Annotated in this window: 17 protein-coding genes; 1 reads left to right on the top strand and 16 read right to left on the bottom strand. The window is 45.6% G+C overall.

Features of this window, described 5'->3' with window-relative positions; genetic code table 11:
• From fliI to G9G57_RS21280, 15 genes are all read right to left on the bottom strand, one after another.
• Nucleotides 1-1,320 carry a flagellar protein export ATPase FliI gene (gene fliI / locus G9G57_RS21210; RefSeq protein ID WP_016820950.1) on the bottom strand — a complete coding sequence of 440 codons (1,320 nt, stop codon included), beginning with the start codon at nucleotides 1,318-1,320 and terminating at the stop codon, nucleotides 1-3.
• Nucleotides 1,307-2,143 carry a FliH/SctL family protein gene (locus tag G9G57_RS21215; protein ID WP_164965510.1) on the bottom strand — a complete coding sequence of 279 codons (837 nt, stop codon included), beginning with the start codon at nucleotides 2,141-2,143 and terminating at the stop codon, nucleotides 1,307-1,309. Before G9G57_RS21215 ends, fliI begins: the two co-directional genes overlap by 14 nt.
• Nucleotides 2,136-3,152 (bottom strand): flagellar motor switch protein FliG, encoded by a 1,017-nt coding sequence (fliG, locus tag G9G57_RS21220; protein ID WP_013370674.1) that lies wholly within the window; start codon nucleotides 3,150-3,152, stop codon nucleotides 2,136-2,138. The genes G9G57_RS21215 and fliG overlap by 8 nt, the downstream gene beginning before the upstream one ends.
• A gap of 11 nt (nucleotides 3,153-3,163) precedes the next feature.
• Entirely contained in the window at nucleotides 3,164-4,747 is a 1,584-nt protein-coding gene (gene fliF, locus G9G57_RS21225; RefSeq protein ID WP_164965511.1) for a flagellar basal-body MS-ring/collar protein FliF, read from the bottom strand.
• A 37-nt stretch (nucleotides 4,748-4,784) separates the two neighbouring features.
• On the bottom strand, nucleotides 4,785-5,099 hold the full coding sequence (gene fliE, locus G9G57_RS21230) for a flagellar hook-basal body complex protein FliE (protein ID WP_007430020.1): 315 nt from the start codon (nucleotides 5,097-5,099) through the stop codon (nucleotides 4,785-4,787).
• Nucleotides 5,100-5,138: 39 nt separating this feature from the next.
• The gene (flgC, locus tag G9G57_RS21235) at nucleotides 5,139-5,591 is read right to left on the bottom strand and encodes a flagellar basal body rod protein FlgC (RefSeq protein WP_013370672.1); all 453 of its coding nucleotides are present in this window, start codon (nucleotides 5,589-5,591) and stop codon (nucleotides 5,139-5,141) included.
• A 6-nt stretch (nucleotides 5,592-5,597) separates the two neighbouring features.
• Nucleotides 5,598-6,005, bottom strand: coding sequence for a flagellar basal body rod protein FlgB (gene flgB, locus G9G57_RS21240; protein WP_019686986.1), 408 nt, complete (start codon nucleotides 6,003-6,005; stop codon nucleotides 5,598-5,600).
• A 407-nt stretch (nucleotides 6,006-6,412) separates the two neighbouring features.
• The gene (gene hslU, locus G9G57_RS21245) at nucleotides 6,413-7,813 is read right to left on the bottom strand and encodes an ATP-dependent protease ATPase subunit HslU (RefSeq protein ID WP_016820946.1); all 1,401 of its coding nucleotides are present in this window, start codon (nucleotides 7,811-7,813) and stop codon (nucleotides 6,413-6,415) included.
• 36 nt (nucleotides 7,814-7,849) lie between these two features.
• On the bottom strand, nucleotides 7,850-8,392 hold the full coding sequence (gene hslV / locus G9G57_RS21250; RefSeq protein ID WP_013370669.1) for an ATP-dependent protease subunit HslV: 543 nt from the start codon (nucleotides 8,390-8,392) through the stop codon (nucleotides 7,850-7,852).
• Between the two features lie 26 nt (nucleotides 8,393-8,418).
• The gene (gene trmFO / locus G9G57_RS21255; RefSeq protein ID WP_013370668.1) at nucleotides 8,419-9,759 is read right to left on the bottom strand and encodes an FADH(2)-oxidizing methylenetetrahydrofolate--tRNA-(uracil(54)-C(5))-methyltransferase TrmFO; all 1,341 of its coding nucleotides are present in this window, start codon (nucleotides 9,757-9,759) and stop codon (nucleotides 8,419-8,421) included.
• Nucleotides 9,760-9,786: 27 nt separating this feature from the next.
• Nucleotides 9,787-11,889: a type I DNA topoisomerase gene (gene topA / locus G9G57_RS21260; protein ID WP_016820944.1), complete on the bottom strand. Its 2,103-nt coding sequence runs from the start codon at nucleotides 11,887-11,889 to the stop codon at nucleotides 9,787-9,789.
• A 215-nt stretch (nucleotides 11,890-12,104) separates the two neighbouring features.
• Nucleotides 12,105-13,223 (bottom strand): DNA-processing protein DprA, encoded by a 1,119-nt coding sequence (gene dprA, locus G9G57_RS21265; protein ID WP_039277126.1) that lies wholly within the window; start codon nucleotides 13,221-13,223, stop codon nucleotides 12,105-12,107.
• Nucleotides 13,224-13,451: 228 nt separating this feature from the next.
• Nucleotides 13,452-14,381: a succinate--CoA ligase subunit alpha gene (sucD, locus tag G9G57_RS21270; RefSeq protein WP_013370665.1), complete on the bottom strand. Its 930-nt coding sequence runs from the start codon at nucleotides 14,379-14,381 to the stop codon at nucleotides 13,452-13,454.
• Nucleotides 14,382-14,430: 49 nt separating this feature from the next.
• Nucleotides 14,431-15,591, bottom strand: coding sequence for an ADP-forming succinate--CoA ligase subunit beta (sucC, locus tag G9G57_RS21275; protein WP_039277123.1), 1,161 nt, complete (start codon nucleotides 15,589-15,591; stop codon nucleotides 14,431-14,433).
• Between the two features lie 340 nt (nucleotides 15,592-15,931).
• A complete protein-coding gene (locus tag G9G57_RS21280) occupies nucleotides 15,932-16,402 on the bottom strand; it encodes a MarR family winged helix-turn-helix transcriptional regulator (protein ID WP_039277121.1) in 471 nt (156 codons plus the stop codon).
• Between the two features lie 147 nt (nucleotides 16,403-16,549).
• Here G9G57_RS21280 and G9G57_RS21285 point away from each other — a divergent pair, with 147 nt between their 5' ends.
• Nucleotides 16,550-16,978: an organic hydroperoxide resistance protein gene (locus G9G57_RS21285; RefSeq protein WP_013309874.1), complete on the top strand. Its 429-nt coding sequence runs from the start codon at nucleotides 16,550-16,552 to the stop codon at nucleotides 16,976-16,978.
• Between the two features lie 278 nt (nucleotides 16,979-17,256).
• Here the strand turns inward: G9G57_RS21285 and G9G57_RS21290 are convergent.
• The coding region (locus G9G57_RS21290; protein ID WP_164965512.1) for a YifB family Mg chelatase-like AAA ATPase at nucleotides 17,257-18,725 on the bottom strand (1,469 nt) is incomplete at its 5' end.

Consider the following 18,725-nt stretch of genomic DNA (forward strand, 5'->3'; position numbering starts at 1 on the left):
TCATCTCCTCGTAAATTCAGAAATCAAACGTTCTCGTACTTCGTCCAGTTCAGCCTTTTCATCCGTTCTTTGTCTTGTAAAATCCCATATATCCCGTATGCGCTCCATAGATTCGTCAATTTCTGCATTCGAACCCTGTTGATAAGCCCCAATGTTAATCAGGTCCTCTGAATCTTTGTAAATGGCCATCAAGCGCTTAATGTTTTCGGCAGCATCTATCTGATCTCGTGGTGCAATGTCCTTCATGACCCGGCTAATACTTGCTAACACATCAATTGCAGGAAAATGTCCTTTGTTCGCAATCCCGCGATTCAAGACAATGTGTCCATCCAATATCCCACGCACCGCATCTGCGATGGGCTCGTTCATGTCGTCACCATCAACCAACACCGTATAAAAGGCGGTTATAGAGCCAGTAGGTCCTGTCCCTGCGCGTTCCAGCAGCTTAGGCAGACTAGCGAACACAGATGGAGTGTATCCTCTCATTGCTGGTGGTTCCCCTACTGCTAGACCGACTTCACGCTGAGCCATCGCATACCGGGTAACTGAATCCATCATTAGCATGACATTCAACCCGCGATCCCGAAAATACTCCGCTATCGTCGTTGCAATAAGTGCACCCTTAATACGGATCAACGCAGGTTGGTCGGAAGTTGCCACAATGACTACAGAGCGTTCTAGTCCCTCTGGGCCCAAATCCCGTTCAATAAAGTCCAGCACCTCGCGTCCACGTTCTCCGATCAGGGCAATTACGTTCACATCTGCTTCCGTATTACGGGCAATCATCCCCATCAAAGTACTCTTACCTACACCCGAACCCGCAAAAATACCAACCCGTTGTCCTTTACCAATCGTAAGCAACCCGTCAATTGCACGTACTCCGATACTAATGGGTTCCTGCACACGCGGACGATTCAGCGGATTGGACGGTATATTGAAGGTTGAATATCTCGCCATTCGCGAGGGAATCAGTGATCCGTCCAAAGGCTGACCCAAACCATCCAGCACCTTGCCTAACAGCTCCGATCCAACCTGCACGTTCAGCGGCTTCCCTGTTCCTACGACATCACAACCAGGACCAATGGATTGTAGTTCTCCAAGTGGCATCAGAAGCACTTTATTGTCTCTGAAGCCAACAACCTCTGCCTGCAATGGCTTTGCCGCTTTGCCCGGATAAATATAACAAACATCCCCGATACTAGCGTCTGGACCTTCCGATTCAACCATCAAGCCGATAACCTGTGTAACCTTGCCATTAACCCGAACTGGGTCCAGCTGTCGCAAATGATCCATGTAGCGCTGCGCATTAAGCCCCTTCATGTCTTCGCTCCTCATTTTCATGTGCCAGACGCAGTAGTTCCTTTTTAATCTCAGCTAATTGCGTATCGATCCGGGCGTCCACACTTCCAAAGGAAGAACGAATGACGCAACCGCGATCCTTTACGGTACCATCAGGAATAATTTGCAGTTCTGCCTGCGAATCGACAGTTAATGACAATTCTTCCCGTGCACCTTGCACAAATGCGAAATGCTGAGGCGACACACACAATGTAATGATTCCTTTTTCTCGCTTACGAGCCAAATTTTTGCGAATTAACTCAATCGTATATTCCGGTTCAAGACTAAGCTGTTTTTCAATCACCTTCTCGGCAATCGCACTACTCAGTTCAACCAGAAAAGGCTCGGCTTCCTGAATCAGTTGTTCCTTAATCTCATAGGCCTGACGCAGAATATCTTGTGCTTCTTCCATCATCTGCTCCGATTTCGTCTGAAGCTCAGCCTCGGCCAGCTGCTGGCCTTCTTCATATCCTTGCTGAAATCCATCTGCTTTTATCGACTGAATCAACTGATCGTCATGCTCGCGTCGTTCCTGCCACCAATCTTCAATCTGCTGCTGTGCTTCCTGAAGCATTCGTTCCGCTTCTTCAGCCGCCTCGCGCACCTGACGTTCGGCAAAGTCCTTAGCATCATTCAGCATTTCATCTCGGAGCCGTTCTGCCTCATAATCTCGCTGAGGCTCCGGCTCCGTATATTCGGTTGTGATTTCTTCATCCGTCGTTTCTGACACGTACGTATGTGCCACATCAATCGTTTTCAAAGCCTCTACAGGCACATATTGGAAAGATTTAATCAAGTTAGACAATGATGTCATCTCCTCCGCCGCGTGCGATTATAATCTCACCGGCCTCTTCCAATCTGCGGATCGTTGATACGATACGTGTTTGTGCTTCTTCCACATCACGCAGCCGCACCGGTCCCATGTACTCCATTTCCTCTTTGAAGGTTTCTGCCATACGTTTCGACATATTTCGGAAAATCACATCGCGTACTTCTTCACTGGACACTTTAAGCGCCAATTGCAAGTCTGCATTGTCGATATCGCGAATAATACGTTGAATGGACCGGTTGTCCACATTGACGATATCCTCGAAAACAAACATTCTTTTCTTGATTTCCTCAGCCAGTTCAGGGTCTTGAATTTCAAGCGAGTCGAGAATTGTACGCTCAGTTCCGCGGTCTACGCCATTCAAAATCTGAACGATAGACTCGATACCGCCTGCATTCGTGTAATCCTGCGTCGCAGTTGCCGAGAGCTTTTGCTCCAATACTCTCTCCACTTGAGAAATGACTTCCGGAGATGTACTGTCCATGACAGCAACACGCCGGGCCACATCTGCCTGCTTTTCCTGTGGCAGGGACGATAGAATTGCCGCCGCTTGCTCGAACTGCAAGTATGAAAGCACGAGAGCAATGGTTTGCGGATTCTCATTTTGTATAAAATTCAATATCTGGTTCGGATCTGCCTTACGAGCAAAATCGAAAGGTCTCACCTGTAATGTCGCTGTCAAACGGTTAATGACCTCAACTGCTTTTTGCGATCCGAGCGCTTTTTCCAATATTTCTTTGGCGTAATTAATACCGCCTTGTGAAATGTACTCCTGAGCCAGGCAAATTTGATGAAACTCGGCCATAATGGAGTCCTTTTCAATGGCATCGACCTTCCGTACATTGGCAATTTCCAATGTAAGTTGCTCGATCTCTTCATCACGCAAATGCTTGAATATTTGAGCAGATACTTCTGGCCCCATTGTGATCAAAAGAATAGCTGCTTTCTGTCTTCCCGTTAAACCTTGACTGCTTGCCTTTGCCAATGAACTCACCTCTATTCGTCAGCCAGCCATGTACGAAGCAGATTGACGAATTCGTCGGGTTTCTTTTTCGCCAGACTTTCAAGCTGTTTACGCACTTGACTTTCATTTGTCACACTTTCCATAGTAATGGACGGGAATTCCGTCGGCGTTGGCATAAGTTGCAATTCTTCATCCAACTCTTCTTCCTGATTACGACGACTGCGTACGATGAAGAAGATTACACCCGCCAACAGTGCCAGAACTGCAGCTCCGATGCCCCACATCCACGGGTTGGAAGCTGAGAAGAATGTATTGGTACTCGTAGGCGCCGGAGTAGCTTGTGAGAACACTGAAACCTTTTTAGCCAAATCAGCGTCTGTAAAAGTAGTACCGGAATTCGCTAGCGACGCTCTTACAATATTAACCAAAATGTTTTGAATTGCTGTCTGAGTTGCAGTATCCAACGTTTGCTGACCTGTTGGTGGTTCAACTGCTACATTAATGGTTAAATCTTTTACAGTGTACGGACTTTGGATAATATCCCTTGCAATTCGGTTAACTTCGTAGTTAATAGTACTTGAGCTCTTATCCGAACTGGTATTGCCGGAATTGGCTCCTCCAGGGTAACCCGGGACATCCTGCGTTCCTGTCCCTGCAACTCCTCCAGTCTGTCCACTACTGCCCGTATAACTTTCCTGAATTTGTTGGGCACTGATTTCAATACCCTTCATTTTCGTTTGGTCAACAGGTGTGACCATTTGTTCCTTTGATGTTACTTTGTCGAAATTTAGCTGGGACATAACCAGCACGTTTACCTTGTCGTCTCCAACAATTTTCGACAAAAATTGTTGGACATTATTCCTTACATCGCTCTCAAACTTCTTCTGTAGAGCCATGTTTTCCTGAACACCACTCGTGAGTCCGCCTTGGCCGCCCTTGGCCGTTGGAATTAACTCATACTCCTTATTGGTGATCGTAATGTTTTCTACTGGCAAATTCGGTACAGCCGTTTTTACCAGGTTAAAATATCCGTCGATCGCTTGTTGATTGGGAGTAAAACCAGGTTCGAATTCCATTTGAACCGAAGCAGAGGCTTTGTCCTTTTCTTCAAGTCCGGCAAAGATGTTTTCCTTTGGCATATTAATGACAGCTTTGGAGCTTTGGACACCGTCCATCCGTTCCAACAGTTGCTGTACTTCGCCGTTCAATGCGTTATTGTACTTCACATTGAACTCGTTCTCCGTCATGCCAATGGCCGAGGAGGACTGGTCAAAGGCGCTCATGCCGATTGACCCCTTCTGTATCAGCCCTTGGGACCCAACATCTACCTTCGCCTTATCTGCACTAGCGGTTGGGACTGAAATTTGTGTCCCACCAGCATTAAGCTGATACGGTATACCCGCAGAATCGAGATATTTAATGACCCCAGCGGCATCATTTGCATTTAAATCCCGGAAGGCCACCTCATATTCGGTTTTGGTAAACTGCATCGTTAGCACTACAATGGCGATAATGATGAATGCTAATGTCGAAACAAGTAATATCTTCTGTTTTTTGCTAAAATTATTCCAATACCCGGAAATCCTATCCCGGTATTGGGCGATTCTCTCGTTCACTCCGTCACCCCATCCGAAACTTTGCTAAACCCTCACTTTACATCTGTGTACGCATGATCTCCTGATAGGCTTCGATCGCTTTGTTTCGGACCTGTGTAGTAAGCTGCAGGGAAAGCAGCGCTTGTTGTGAAGTGATCATGACTTGATCTACATCAACTTTGCCTGCCATGAATTGGTCGGACATCTGGTGTGTAGCGGCTTCCTGCTGCCCTACTTCATTGAGAGCATCCTTTAGGAAGGACCCAAAATCCTTCAAGGATTCGGAAGGCGTCGCTTTCGTCAACTCATTGTTAGGCGATTGAATCTGCTGTATTACCGGTGTCTGTACGTTAAACATGGCGTTCTGAATCATGTTTTACTCTCCCTATTAAGTAGTTAGTAGTCCTGGAACTTAGCGGCCGATTTCAAGCGCTTTGGAAACCATCGCCTTTGAAGCATTCAGAGCTGTTACATTGGCTTCGTATGAGCGTGTTGCGGAAATCATGTCGACCATTTCTTTCATTATGTCTACATTAGGCATATATACATAGCCATCTTTATCAGCGTCCGGATGACCCGGATTGTACACTGGCTTCAAAGGTGACTGATCTTCCTGAATTTGCGAAACCTTAACGCCAGCGGCGCTTGTACTACTTCCTTCCATTTGAGCCTTCAAAACATCGGCAAAGCCAGATTGGTTCGGCTCCAAAACAACCGTTTTTCTCCGATATGGAATTGCTTGTCCATTCTCTACCTTCGCCCGAGTCGTCTCTGCGTTGGCAATGTTGCTCGATATAACGTCCATCCGCAACCGCTGGGCCGTAAGAGCAGATGCACTAATATCAAAGCCGTTGTTAATCTTCACCTCGTCCTATCTCCCTTCTACCGCTGTTCTCATCATTTTGATGCGCTCATTAATTTCTTGGATGTAGGTATTATATCTTAGTTGATTTTCAGCCATAAGACTCATTTCTCTGTCTATATCTACGTTGTTCATGTTGTTATTCATGACTGAGTACCCATCTTTGGTGACCGTGGCATCAGGAATGGAGTTCACAGGTCCTATTTGGAAATGTCTTGAATTGGTTACTTTTCCACGCAATGGCGTGACATCACCGTCCATTTGCTGCTGAAGCAGTTCTTCAAATGAAACCTCCGAACGCTTAAAATACGGGGTATCCGCATTGGAAATATTATCGGCCATCACACGTTGTCTCGTATTGGCCGCCTGTACACCTGCCTGAAGCTTTTGAAAGCTTACATCACCCAGCAGATTCATTTAGCTCCTCCCTCCAGCGTCTACTCCAAAGTAAGATTCAATAAAACAAGATTTTTCACTTTTTTTCGACAATAAAATTTCATAATTATACATTTCTTTTAGGTCTTAAGTAGAAAATCTTAACTTTCTGTCATATATTCTAAGTTTCGTAGAGTTGGGACCTAATTACAATAAGAAAAAAGCCCTATCTTTTTTAAAAAAGAGGGCTTTAGATGCATAAAATGTTAAATTTTTCAGGTTTTTTTCAAGAAAATGAATGTTTTCTTAGCACTTTACACCTGTAAAAGATTATACGTCCTACTTTTGGAATAGACAGAAAAATCATCAACTTAACCTGTGTCTAGGACTAAACGACGGTGCAAGATAGTGTTATTCTGGATCACACACCCTATTTTTAGACACTCAGTTCACAAAATATACTGACTAAGGTCCCTGTTTTGGGCAATATCTCCCAGCTTCTCACGCACATATTCCGGGGTGATAATCATACGATCCAATGTAAGCTCTGGTGCTTCAAATGACAGATCCTCCAGCAGCTTCTCTAGGATGGTATGCAAACGCCGTGCGCCGATATTTTCGGTGTTGCGATTAACGGACTCGGCAATACTAGCGATCTCACGGATCGCTTCCGTAGAAAATTCGACTTCTATTTCCTCGGTGCGGAGCAGTTCAGTGTATTGCTTGGTCAGCGCATTTTTAGGCTCCGTCAATATCGACACAAACTCATCCAAGGTCAGACTACTTAGCTCCACCCGGATGGGGAAACGACCTTGAAGCTCTGGGATCAGGTCTGATGGTTTAGCCACATGAAAAGCCCCTGCAGCAATAAACAGAATGTAATCTGTTCTTACCGGGCCGTATTTGGTCATAATGGTAGAGCCCTCGACAATAGGTAAAATATCGCGCTGGACTCCTTCTCTCGACACATCTGGGCCACTTCCCTTGCCTTGGCTGGCAATCTTATCTATTTCATCAATAAAAATAATACCCGATTGCTCAGCACGCTTCACAGACTCCTGAATCACATCATCCATATCGATCAACTTGGCTGCTTCATCTTGAATCAGTACCTTGCGGGCTTCCTTGATTGGTAGCTTGCGCTTCTTCGTCCGCTTAGGCAGGAAACTCCCGAACATCTCCTGCATATTCATTCCCATTTGTTCATTCCCTTGCCCAGCAAACATATCGAGCATATTGGGTGCGGTATCCTCCACATCAATCTCTATGACATCATCCTCAAGCTTACCGGACAACAGATCAAATTTAACCTTACGTCGCTTCTCTGCTAAGGTTCCGTCCTGTTGTGGCGGTTCTTCTTCTACCGAAGTCCCTGTGTTATTGCCAAACAGCATTTCAAAAGGGTTTCGTTGCGATTTATTTGACTTTTCTGCAGGTACAAGGATATTGACAATCCGTTCATTTGCCATGTCCTCTGCTTTGTCTTTCACATTCTCTGTTCGTTCCGACTTGACGATACGGATAGAGGTTTCCATCAGATCCCGCACCATAGATTCTACATCACGACCGACGTAACCCACTTCTGTAAATTTGGTCGCCTCTACCTTGACAAAAGGAGCCCCCACTAGCCGCGCAAGTCTACGTGCAATTTCAGTTTTACCCACACCTGTCGGTCCGATCATCAAAATATTTTTGGGCACAATTTCATCCCGAATATCATCCGGCAGTTTACTACGCCGATAACGGTTGCGCAAGGCAACAGCAACAGATTTTTTAGCTTCCTTTTGTCCGACAATATACTTATCCAGCTCGGATACCACTTGTCTGGGCGTCAACGATTGATTATTCATTTTGCATTCCTCCACCCTTGAATACTCAGAGCCGATTTACAATTCTTCCACGATAATCTGACTGTTCGTATACACGCATATTTCCGAAGCAACCTCTAACGCTTCCCGTGCCATGTCCTTTGCTTCCATACCAGAGCCATGACGTTTGAAAGCACGGGCAGCTGCCAATGCAAAATTACCACCTGAGCCAATGGCCAACACATCATCGTCAGGTTCAATAATTTCTCCGCCTCCAGAGATGAGCAGCATCCCGGACGAGTCCATCACAATCATTAACGCTTCCAGCTTGCGTAGTACACGATCCTGCCGCCAGTCCTTAGCCAGTTCTACAGCAGCCCTTTGAAGATTGCCGTGATGTTCCTCCAGCTTATTTTCAAACTTTTCAAACAATGTGATAGCATCGGCCACCGAACCCGCAAATCCCGCAACGACCTGACCACGATACAATCTACGTACTTTTTTAGCCGTCTGCTTCATCACAACACTGTTGCCGAACGTTACCTGCCCATCACCCGCAATAGCTCCTTTGCCATTATGGCGTACAGCACAGATGGTGGTAGCATGAAAGGACATATCCATAACGCGCTCCTCCTTTTCCTTCATCCTTATGCCTGTACTTCTGTTGACATAACTCCCGTTTGGTTGATATAACCGCGCAAACTTTCCAACGCGCGATTTGCGAGAGCTTCATTCTTTTCCTTTTTGTTACGAATGCGTGTCTCCAGCTTTGGAAGAAGACCAAAGTTTGCATTCATCGGTTGGAAATGTTTGAAGTCAGCAGTTGTAATATATCGTGCCATACTGCCTAGTGTCGTTTCCGCAGGAAATACGAACATTTCCTGTCCACGTGCTGCTCGTGCTGCATTTATACCAGCCAGCAAACCTGAGGCCGCCGACTCTACATAACCCTCTACACCTGTCATTTGTCCGGCAAAGAACAGATTGCTTCTTCCCTTGAACTGATAAGTTGGGTGAAGTTGCTGTGGGGAATTAATAAAGGTATTGCGATGCATCACACCGTAACGTACAAACTCTGCCTCTTCGAGTCCCGGAATCATTGAAAACACACGCTTTTGCTCCCCCCATTTGAGGTGAGTCTGGAAACCAACCAAATTATATAGCGTACCTGCAGCGTTGTCTTGTCGAAGCTGAACAACTGCATAGGGTAGTTCCCCTGTATGTGGATTTACGAGACCTACAGGCTTCATCGGTCCAAACAATGCCGTTTGTTTCCCACGTTGCATCATTACTTCGATAGGCATACATCCTTCGAAGTAGATTTCTTTTTCGAACTCCTTGACTTGTGCCACCTCAGCAGTAATCAAAGCCTCATAGAAAGCATCAAATTCCGCTTCGTTCATCGGACAATTTAAGTAAGCTGCTTCTCCTTTATCATAACGGGAAGCCAGATAGACCTTGCTCATATCGATGGAGTCCTTCTCTACAATCGGAGCTGCCGCATCGTAGAAATAAAAATACTCCTCTCCCATCAGCGTTTTGATCTGTTCTGACAAAGCTGGAGAAGTTAATGGTCCCGTTGCAACGACCACGATACCGTCCTGCGGGAGTTCCTGGAGTTCTTCATTAACGACCTCGATCAAAGGATGTTGATGAAGCGTATCTGTAATATGACCGGAAAATCCATCACGATCCACTGCCAATGCCCCACCAGCCGGAACAGCATGGCGATCTGCCGCACTCAGAACCAAAGAGTTTAGTATTCTCATCTCTTCCTTCAGTACGCCTACTGCATTCGTCAGACCATTCGCGCGCAAGGAATTACTACATACTAATTCGGCAAATTTATCCGTATGATGCGCGGGTGTTTTTACAACCGGTCTCATTTCATATAACTTAACTGGCACTCCACGGCTTGCAATTTGCCAGGCAGCTTCGCTGCCCGCCAAACCTGCTCCGATGACCGTTACCTTTTGTAGTTCACTCACTTTTAAATCCCCCTGCTATCTTTGTTCTTAAGAAGTCTCTACACTCTCATCGCTCTCTTCCAGCATTTCGCTGTGATCGCAGACGGTGCAGTTGAGCTTCGTCCCCTGTTTAGTACGTTTTTCGACCATTAGGCCACTGCAACTTGGACAAGGCTTAATGGACGGTTTATCCCAGGATACAAAATCACATTCTGGGTAGCGGTCACATCCGTAAAAGACACGTCCTTTTTTACTTCGTCGTTCGACGACATGTCCCTCACCGCATGTAGGACAATTCATCCCGATATCCTTGACAATTGGCTTGGTGTTACGGCAATCCGGGAAGGCAGAGCAGGCCAGAAATTTACCAAAGCGGCCTAGCTTATATACCATTTGACTGCCACACTTGTCACAGATAACGTCGGATACTTCATCCTTGATCTCAATTTCTTTCATTTCTTCTTCAGCCACTTCCAGACGCTTTTCGAATGACTCGTAAAAGTCACTCAACACCTTGACCCAATCACCTTCGCCCTCTTCGACGTGGTCAAGATCACCTTCCATATTCGCAGTAAATTCTACATTCAGAATCTCTGGAAAAAATTCTTCCATCTGCTCAATGACCAACTCTCCCAGCTCGGTTGGGAAGAATTTCTTTTCCTCAATAGCGACGTAACCGCGCTTCTGAATGGTTTCCAGGGTCGGTGCATACGTGCTCGGGCGTCCTATACCCAATTCCTCCAGTGTCTTCACCAGTCGTGCTTCCGTATAGCGAGGAGGCGGTTGTGTAAAATGCTGCTTTGGTTCAACCGATTCCTTTTTCAGTTTATCGCCCGGCTGAAGTGGCGGCAACAGCTTATCTTCTTCGGTTTTACCGTCGTCATTCCCCTCCACATACACTTTCATGAAGCCTGGAAAGCGAACCTTCGAACCGGCTGCCCGGAATATCGTCTCGCCTGCTTCAATATCAACGGACAAAGTATCCATAATAGCGGAAGCCATCTGACTCGCCATAAAACGTTCCCATATCAGTTTGTACAATCGGAACTGGTCTCTACTCATAAAAGGCTTAACGGTTTCCGGATCACGCAAGGCGGAGGTTGGACGAATCGCTTCATGCGCATCCTGAGCATTAGCCGATTTTTTTGAATACTGACGAGGACTTTCAGGCACAAAATCTTCGCCATATTTTTGAATAATGACCTCTTTCGCTTCCTCTTGAGCCGAAGTAGCGATCCGTGTGGAATCCGTACGCATATACGTAATCAGACCCACAGTCCCTTCTTTACCTAAATCCACACCTTCATACAGCTGCTGCGCTACAGACATGGTTTTAGATGCCCGGAAGTTGAGCTTTCGAGCCGCCTCTTGCTGCAAGGAACTTGTTGTGAATGGAGGAGACGGATTGCGTAAACGCTCCTTCTCTTTCACATCGCGCACCTTGTAAGACGATTTTCCGATAGCTTCTAACACTTCTTGTACATCCGCTTCGCTAGAGAGCTCTTTCTTTTCGCCGCGTAGCTTATGGAATTTCGCTTCAAAAGTGCTGTCCTTAATAGCTAGTTTAGCTGTTATCGTCCAGTATTCTTCCGGTACAAACTCATTGATCTCGTTTTCCCGGTCCAAAATAATTTTCACTGCAACCGACTGTACACGCCCAGCTGACAGACCCTTTTTTACCTTTTTCCAGAGCAATGGACTAATTTTGTAGCCGACAAGTCGATCCAATATCCGTCGTGCCTGCTGCGCATTGACCAAATCCATATTGATCTTGCGTGGGGTTTTAAAAGCATCTTTGACGGCCTGCTTCGTAATTTCATTAAACACCACACGACAATCCGCCGTATCGTCCAGTTCCAGCGCATGCGCCAGATGCCAAGCAATAGCCTCACCTTCGCGATCCGGGTCAGCCGCCAGATATACTTTTTTTACTTTTTTTCGGGCATCCTTTAACTCTTTTAGAATGGAGCCTTTACCTCGAATGGTAATATATTTGGGATTAAAATCATTTTCGACCTCTACGCCGATCTGGCTCTTAGGTAAATCCCTGATATGACCCATGGAAGCCTTGACGATATATTTGCTGCCTAAGTATTTGCCGATCGTCTTCGCCTTGGAAGGCGATTCCACGATGACGAGTGAATCCGCCATAGGCTCTTCCTCCTCTCAATTACTCACATGAATATGATAGACTTCCTGAAATGTGGTGAGTATAGTTCGTTAGTACGAGCTATAAATTCAACACATTTCAGGAAGTGGGGAAGGAGTAGGTATCCGCGATGCGGATAAACGCCATGTTTCCCTCCACCTATGTTTAAAATTGAATTTTGCGCATTTACTAACTAAGGATTTGACAAAAACAACTACTAAATAAGCTTGTATTTTGTGCCCGCTAGTTGAGCGATCCTTTTTTTTATGATTAACGATAACAGAACTGCGTGTAAAAGTCCAAAATCCCATGCCGTAGCATCAAGCAGTTCATCCAGTGTCATGGTTCCTTGTTCCAGCAGCACCACCACACGATTTTCCTCAGAAGTCTCACTTTCTGATGCTTTGGAGATCTTCTTAAGATTAAGACTCTGTTCTCTATTGTATGAAGAAACCTGCCTTGTACGCAAATCTGCTTCATACTCCTCAATAATATCCGAAGCCTCAGTGACCGTTTTGGCTCCTTGCTTAATCAAGTTCAGCGTGCCTCTACTCTTCGGTGACGTAATGGGCCCAGGAACAGCAAACACATCTCGATTTGCCTCCAGCGCAGCATCCGCTGTAATCAAGGAACCGCTCCTAGCGTCTGCTTCGACAACGAGTGTCCCCTTCGTTAAACCGGCAATAATGCGATTACGTTGTGGAAACATCCCGGGATGCGACCTCGTACCTGGAGGATACTCCGATACGATCAGACCTTTACTAACCATCTCTGCAAACAAAGAGGCATTTTGGGGAGGATAAATTTGATCAATCGCTGTTCCAAGCACACCAATCGTGTTGCCTCCCCGGCGTAGGGCTGTTTCATGGCAAATACTGTCAATTCCTCTCGCTAATCCACTCACCACTGTAATCCCTGCATTACATAATTCCTCTGTTAGTATCTCCGCTGCTCTTCGACCATACGCAGTAGGAACGCGAGTTCCTACCATGGCTACAGAACATGTGTGCAAAAGTGATTTATCCCCTTTTGTATACATTACCCAAGGTGGGTCAACTGTTTCCTTCATTAATAGGGGGTAATCTTCGTCCACATAAGTTACCATACCAATATCACTGGATTGAATTCGCTGATATCGTTCATGTACCCATTCTTCATCGTAACACTGTGCCGCAATGCGTGCCTGGTTGGGACTTAAGCCTATCTCAATCCACTTTTGTTCGCTAAAATGCAGTAGCTCATGCAATCGATAATCACTCGACCAAATACGCTGAATTGTTCTTCTTCCGATTCCTTCTAACTCATGTAGACCTAATAAAAGCCATCTTTCTTCCAAACTGTGGTTCCCCCATTCATGGAAGAGTGAACCCTTCCTTATTTTGTGGCACAATGAATCATTTTGCAAGCGTTTCCCTGACAAGCCTGTCTTAACGCAAAAAAAAGCAACCTTTTCATCCCCTGTTTCAGAAGATAAAAAGGTTGCTTACCTTTCTTTCATTATACACTAGCCAGCAGCAAATTTCGATGCTGATTTACAGCCAGTATATTAATGAAGAAACACGATTTAATGTGTCGTACACAGATTCAAAATACCACGCGCTTCCAACACACTTACCAGTGTCGAGCCCATTTCGGAAGGAGTCGGCGCCACCTTGATTCCACAGGCTTCAAGCGTAGCAATCTTCTCTTTTGCCGTTCCCTTTCCGCCAGAAATAATGGCGCCTGCATGCCCCATCCGTTTGCCTGGAGGCGCAGTCACCCCACCGATAAAGCCAACCACCGGCTTCGTCATATTGTCCCTGATCCACTCGGCAGCCTCTTCCTCGGCTGTACCACCGATTTCTCCGATCATAATGACAGCATGAGTGTTGGGGTCCTCATTAAAGCGATGTAAAATATCAATAAATTCTGAACCTTTAACTGGGTCACCACCAATACCAACCGCGGAAGATTGACCTATACCTCTAGTGGTTAACTGATGCACTGCCTCATAGGTCAAAGTACCACTACGTGACACAACGCCTACATGACCCGGCAGATGAATGTAACCTGGCATGATACCAATCTTACACTCTCCTGGCGTAATAACACCCGGACAGTTAGGGCCAATCAGAACGGTCTTTTTGCCTTCCATAAAACGTTTGACCTTGATCATATCAAGCACCGGAATCCCCTCTGTGATACAAATCACGAGGTCCAGTTCCGCATCCACAGCCTCCAAAATGGAATCCGCTGCGAAAGCCGGCGGCACGTAAATGACGCTAGCAGTTGCGCCCGTAGCTTCCTTGGCTTCGCTTACTGTATTAAACACTGGCAGTTTGACCTGTTGCCCGTTTTCCAGTGTAATTTCTACCTCGGTGCCTCCCTTACCTGGAGAGGTGCCACCTACCATCTGTGTACCGTAATCAAGTGCACCTTTGGCATGGAACAACGCCGTTTTTCCCGTAATCCCCTGTGTAATCACCTTTGTATGCTTATCGACCAAAATACTCACGATCTTCACATCCCCTATCGTTTATTCGGCATATCGGAATGCAAACAGGCTATTGAACAAGTTCAACGATTTTTTGGGCACCATCCGCCATGGAATCGGCTGCCACAATATTCAAACCGGATTCCGCTAAAATCTGTTTGCCGAGCTCAACATTCGTTCCTTCAAGACGGACAACAAGCGGTCGAGTCAGCCCCAACTGCTTGGCAGCCTCCACGACGCCATTCGCAATGATGTCACACTGCATAATCCCGCCGAAAATGTTGACGAAAATACCTTCTACCTTCGGATCGGACAAAATGATTTTGAACGCTTCGGTTACCTTTTCCGTTGTTGCACCGCCTCCAACGTCCAGGAAATTGGCCGGATCGCCACCGTAATATTTGATAATATCCATCGTGGCCATCGCCAAACCTGCACCATTGACCATACAGCCAATATTGCCGTCCAGAGCGATATAGCTTAGATCATATTTAGATGCCTCAATTTCCTTCTCGTCCTCTTCATCCAAATCACGCAATTCCAGAATATCCTTATGACGGAACAACGCATTGGAATCAAAATTCAATTTGGCATCTAGCGCCATTACATTCCCATCACCCGTAACGACTAGGGGATTAATTTCTGCAATCGAACAGTCCTTGTCCACAAATGCTTCGTAAAGCGCCAGCATAAACTTAACCGCTTTATTTACCAACTCATTGGGAATATTAATCTCATACGCCAGCTTACGAGCTTGATACACCTGAAGCCCAATTGCTGGATCAACAACTGCTTTAAAAATCTTCTCCGGAGTAGCCGCAGCCACCTCTTCGATTTCCGTACCACCTTCTTCGGAGGCCATCAATACGATGCGTCCAGTCCCGCGATCCACGACAACGCCTACGTAATATTCTTTGCGAATATCACAGCCTTCCTCAATCAAAAGGCGTTTGACTTCTTTACCTTCAGGTCCGGTCTGATGTGTCACAAGCACCTTACCTAAAATTTCAGAAGCGAAAGTCCGCACCTCATCCAAACCTTTGGCAACCTTTACGCCACCCGCTTTACCGCGTCCACCAGCATGAATTTGTGCTTTTACGACCGTAACAGCGCTTCCAAGCGATTCTGCCGCAGCAACGGCTTCTTCCACCGTGTAGGCAACCTTGCCGTTCGGTACAGCCACTCCGTACTGCTTTAATACTTCTTTACCCTGATATTCATGGATATTCATTCTGGAATCCTCCTATCAACATGACTGCAACAAGGGCGGTTCACAAGGAAATCTATACTAAACCTACATCATTGTAACATGTTTTTAAAACGCTTTCCTTATAATTTAACCTCATGAATTACAGTATTTTGATATCATTATCATTCCCAAAATCGAATGTTTGGATATTATTGGATTTTATTTTTTAATACAAATTCACACAAAAAAAGCACCTCCGCAAAATGGGATTACCTAATCCGCAATGAGAGGTACTTTATTTCATTAGAATTTAAGGGCATTTTTCTTTCAGTTTAGAACAACTCATGTCGTAAGAATTCGCAAGAGCAACTGAAAGTACCTGTTATGATTTTTCAATTTGTACATTCGCTTGATGAACACGATCAAGCAGATCATTAAACTGAAGCAGAAGCGACCCAAATTGATCATGAGTCATACTTGTTTTTTCCTGTATACATCCTGGTACAGACAGGGCTTTATCCCGCAACGCTCTTCCCTCTATCGTCAAAGAAATCAGCACCTTACGCTCATCTTGAGTGGAACGCTTTCGATCGATCAACCCGGCATTCTGTAACCTCTTTAATAGTGGAGTTAGTGTGCCAGAATCCAAATATAACGCCTCACCCAATTCCTTCACTGTACACTCTTCACGCTCCCAAAGCACGATGAGCACCAAATATTGCGAGTACGTTACACCAAGCTTTTCCAGATAAGGCTGGTACAGCTTTGTAATCTCTCTGGAGCATGCATATATGGCAAAGCATAACTGGTTATCAAGTTTCAACGCTGCATCTTTATTAAAATTGTTTTCCATGCTGTCTAGTCACCTGCTTTCGTCATTATTTTAGCACATTATATAACAAAATACATTCTAATTGCCTAAAATACTTTACAAACAATAATTATTTTGATAAATTAAATTGTGTAAAATATAAATTGAGCGAGAGGCAGTGATTGGATTATGATGACCATTCAACAAAAAATGTATGAAACAACAGTAAAAGCAGTTGGTGGGCGTAACGGTTATATCGAGTCTTCTTCCCCTGAACTTCGTTTAGATATTGATACTCCAAAAGAAATGGGTGGCGCTGGTGGCGCAGGTACAAATCCAGAGCAGCTGTTCGCCGCAGGCTATTCTGCTTGCTTTGACAGTGCTTTAAATATGGTGGCTCGCATGCAGCGTGTTAAACATGAAGGTACCGAAGTCACAGCTACGGTCCATTTTGGCAAAGTCGAAGACGGCGGCTTCGGAATCGGAGTAAACCTCGACGTTCTGGTCAAAGGCGTAGATCATGAAACTGCGGTAAAACTGGTGGAAGGCGCACATGAACAATGCCCATACTCCCGCGCTACCCGCGGTAATATTGAAGTGAAACTGAACGTTTTGTAACTTAGAGTTAGAATGAAATTCACAACAAGCCCCTCAACCGTATTGGTCAAGGGGCTTGTTGTTTTTCCATCAAGTAACATGGGAGATGATGCATAATCGTATATACGAAATTGATATACTCATAGTATAATCACTATTGTCATAATCTTTTTTTCTTCTCCAGGTCTTTTTGCCTGGAGCTTTTTTTGTCCTTTTTTCCGTTTTCTCTCGTACACATATCCTTTGGAAAACTTTTCCGTAAAAATGATCGTACTGTATCTGCTAATTTTATCGCCTTTTTACATTTCGGATAAATTGGCGCTTGCTTTATCCATATGGCGGTATTGAATAGCTTCAGCCACATGTGAAGTCGTAATTTTCTCTGACTCATGTAAGTCTGCAATGGTGCGGGACAGCTTGAGAATTCGATCATACGCACGCATGCTTAAACCAAGTGCATCCATCGTCTGATTAAGCAGCTCCGCTGCATTTTGATCTAATACTGCATATTTACGCAGCATCTGACCGGACAGCTCACTATTCCATGAAAAAGGAAGCTTACTGTATCTGCGGATTTGTATTGCTCGAGCAACCAACACCTGCTTTCTCATGTCAGCAGACGACAGGGATTCTTTTTCCTCCCGCCAGTCCTTTGGTTGTGATACCTCAAGCTGAAGATCAATTCGATCCAGCAATGGACCGGAAATACGTGAACGGTATCGAGCTACTGCTGTAGGTGAACAGGTACAGCGCTGATGTTCCGTGTTATTGCCGAAAAAGCCACAGTGACACGGATTCAAAGAAGCTGCAAGTAAAAAATGCGCCGGATACTTAAATACAGCACGTGAACGACTGATTGTCACATGGTGGTCTTCCAGGGGCTGCCGCAGCACTTCTAGCACATGGCGGCTAAACTCTGGCAACTCATCTAGAAATAAAATCCCTCGGTGTGCAAGACTGATTTCTCCTGGTTTGGGTATGCCTCCTCCGCCCACCAATCCAGCAGCAGAGATTGTATGATGAGGCGCACGGAAGGGACGAACATGCATGAGATGAGGCGAGGACTCCTTCCATTTTCCTGCTGCGCTGTATACCTTGGTCACTTCTAGCGACTCCTTTTCAGTCAAAGGCGGTAGGATAGAGGGCAACCTGCGGATGAGCATCGTTTTTCCAGCACCCGGTGGTCCCATAAGAAGAATATTGTGCATTCCTGCTGCAGCGATAACTAATGCACGTTTGGCGTGTAGCTGACCCAGCACATCGCTGTAATCCTCCATATTACTGGCTAGTTCTTCTTGCTCGCACAACGGTATATGCTCTGCTTGAGGTAAATGGTCATAGGAATGGATTATAACTTGCTTACTGGCAGTACAATTTTGATCGGTCACTTGGCCGTCTGGGATGCCTTGTGCATGATCATTAACTGGGATAAGATCCGCCAGATGGTGTATAGCGTAAATACGTATATCCGTAATTAGACGTGCCTCGCTTGCGTTTTCCTGAGGAAGCAGCACGGAATCGAATCCCTCTCGCTTGGCCAGATCAACCATGGACAACACCCCATTTACAGAACGAATGCTGCCATCCAGCGCCAGTTCGCCAATAAACAGCGTTCGTTCCCCCACTGGCAAAACAATCTGTTCACTGGTTGTCAGCAAGCCTAAAGCGATGGCAAGATCAAAAGATGAGCCTTCCTTACGCAAATCAGCAGGAGCTAAGTTAATCGTGATACGCTGGGATGGATATTTGAATCCGCAGTTTTTGATTG

Source organism: Paenibacillus sp. EKM211P (genome assembly GCF_011066175.1).
Lineage (GTDB): Bacteria > Bacillota > Bacilli > Paenibacillales > Paenibacillaceae > Paenibacillus > Paenibacillus polymyxa.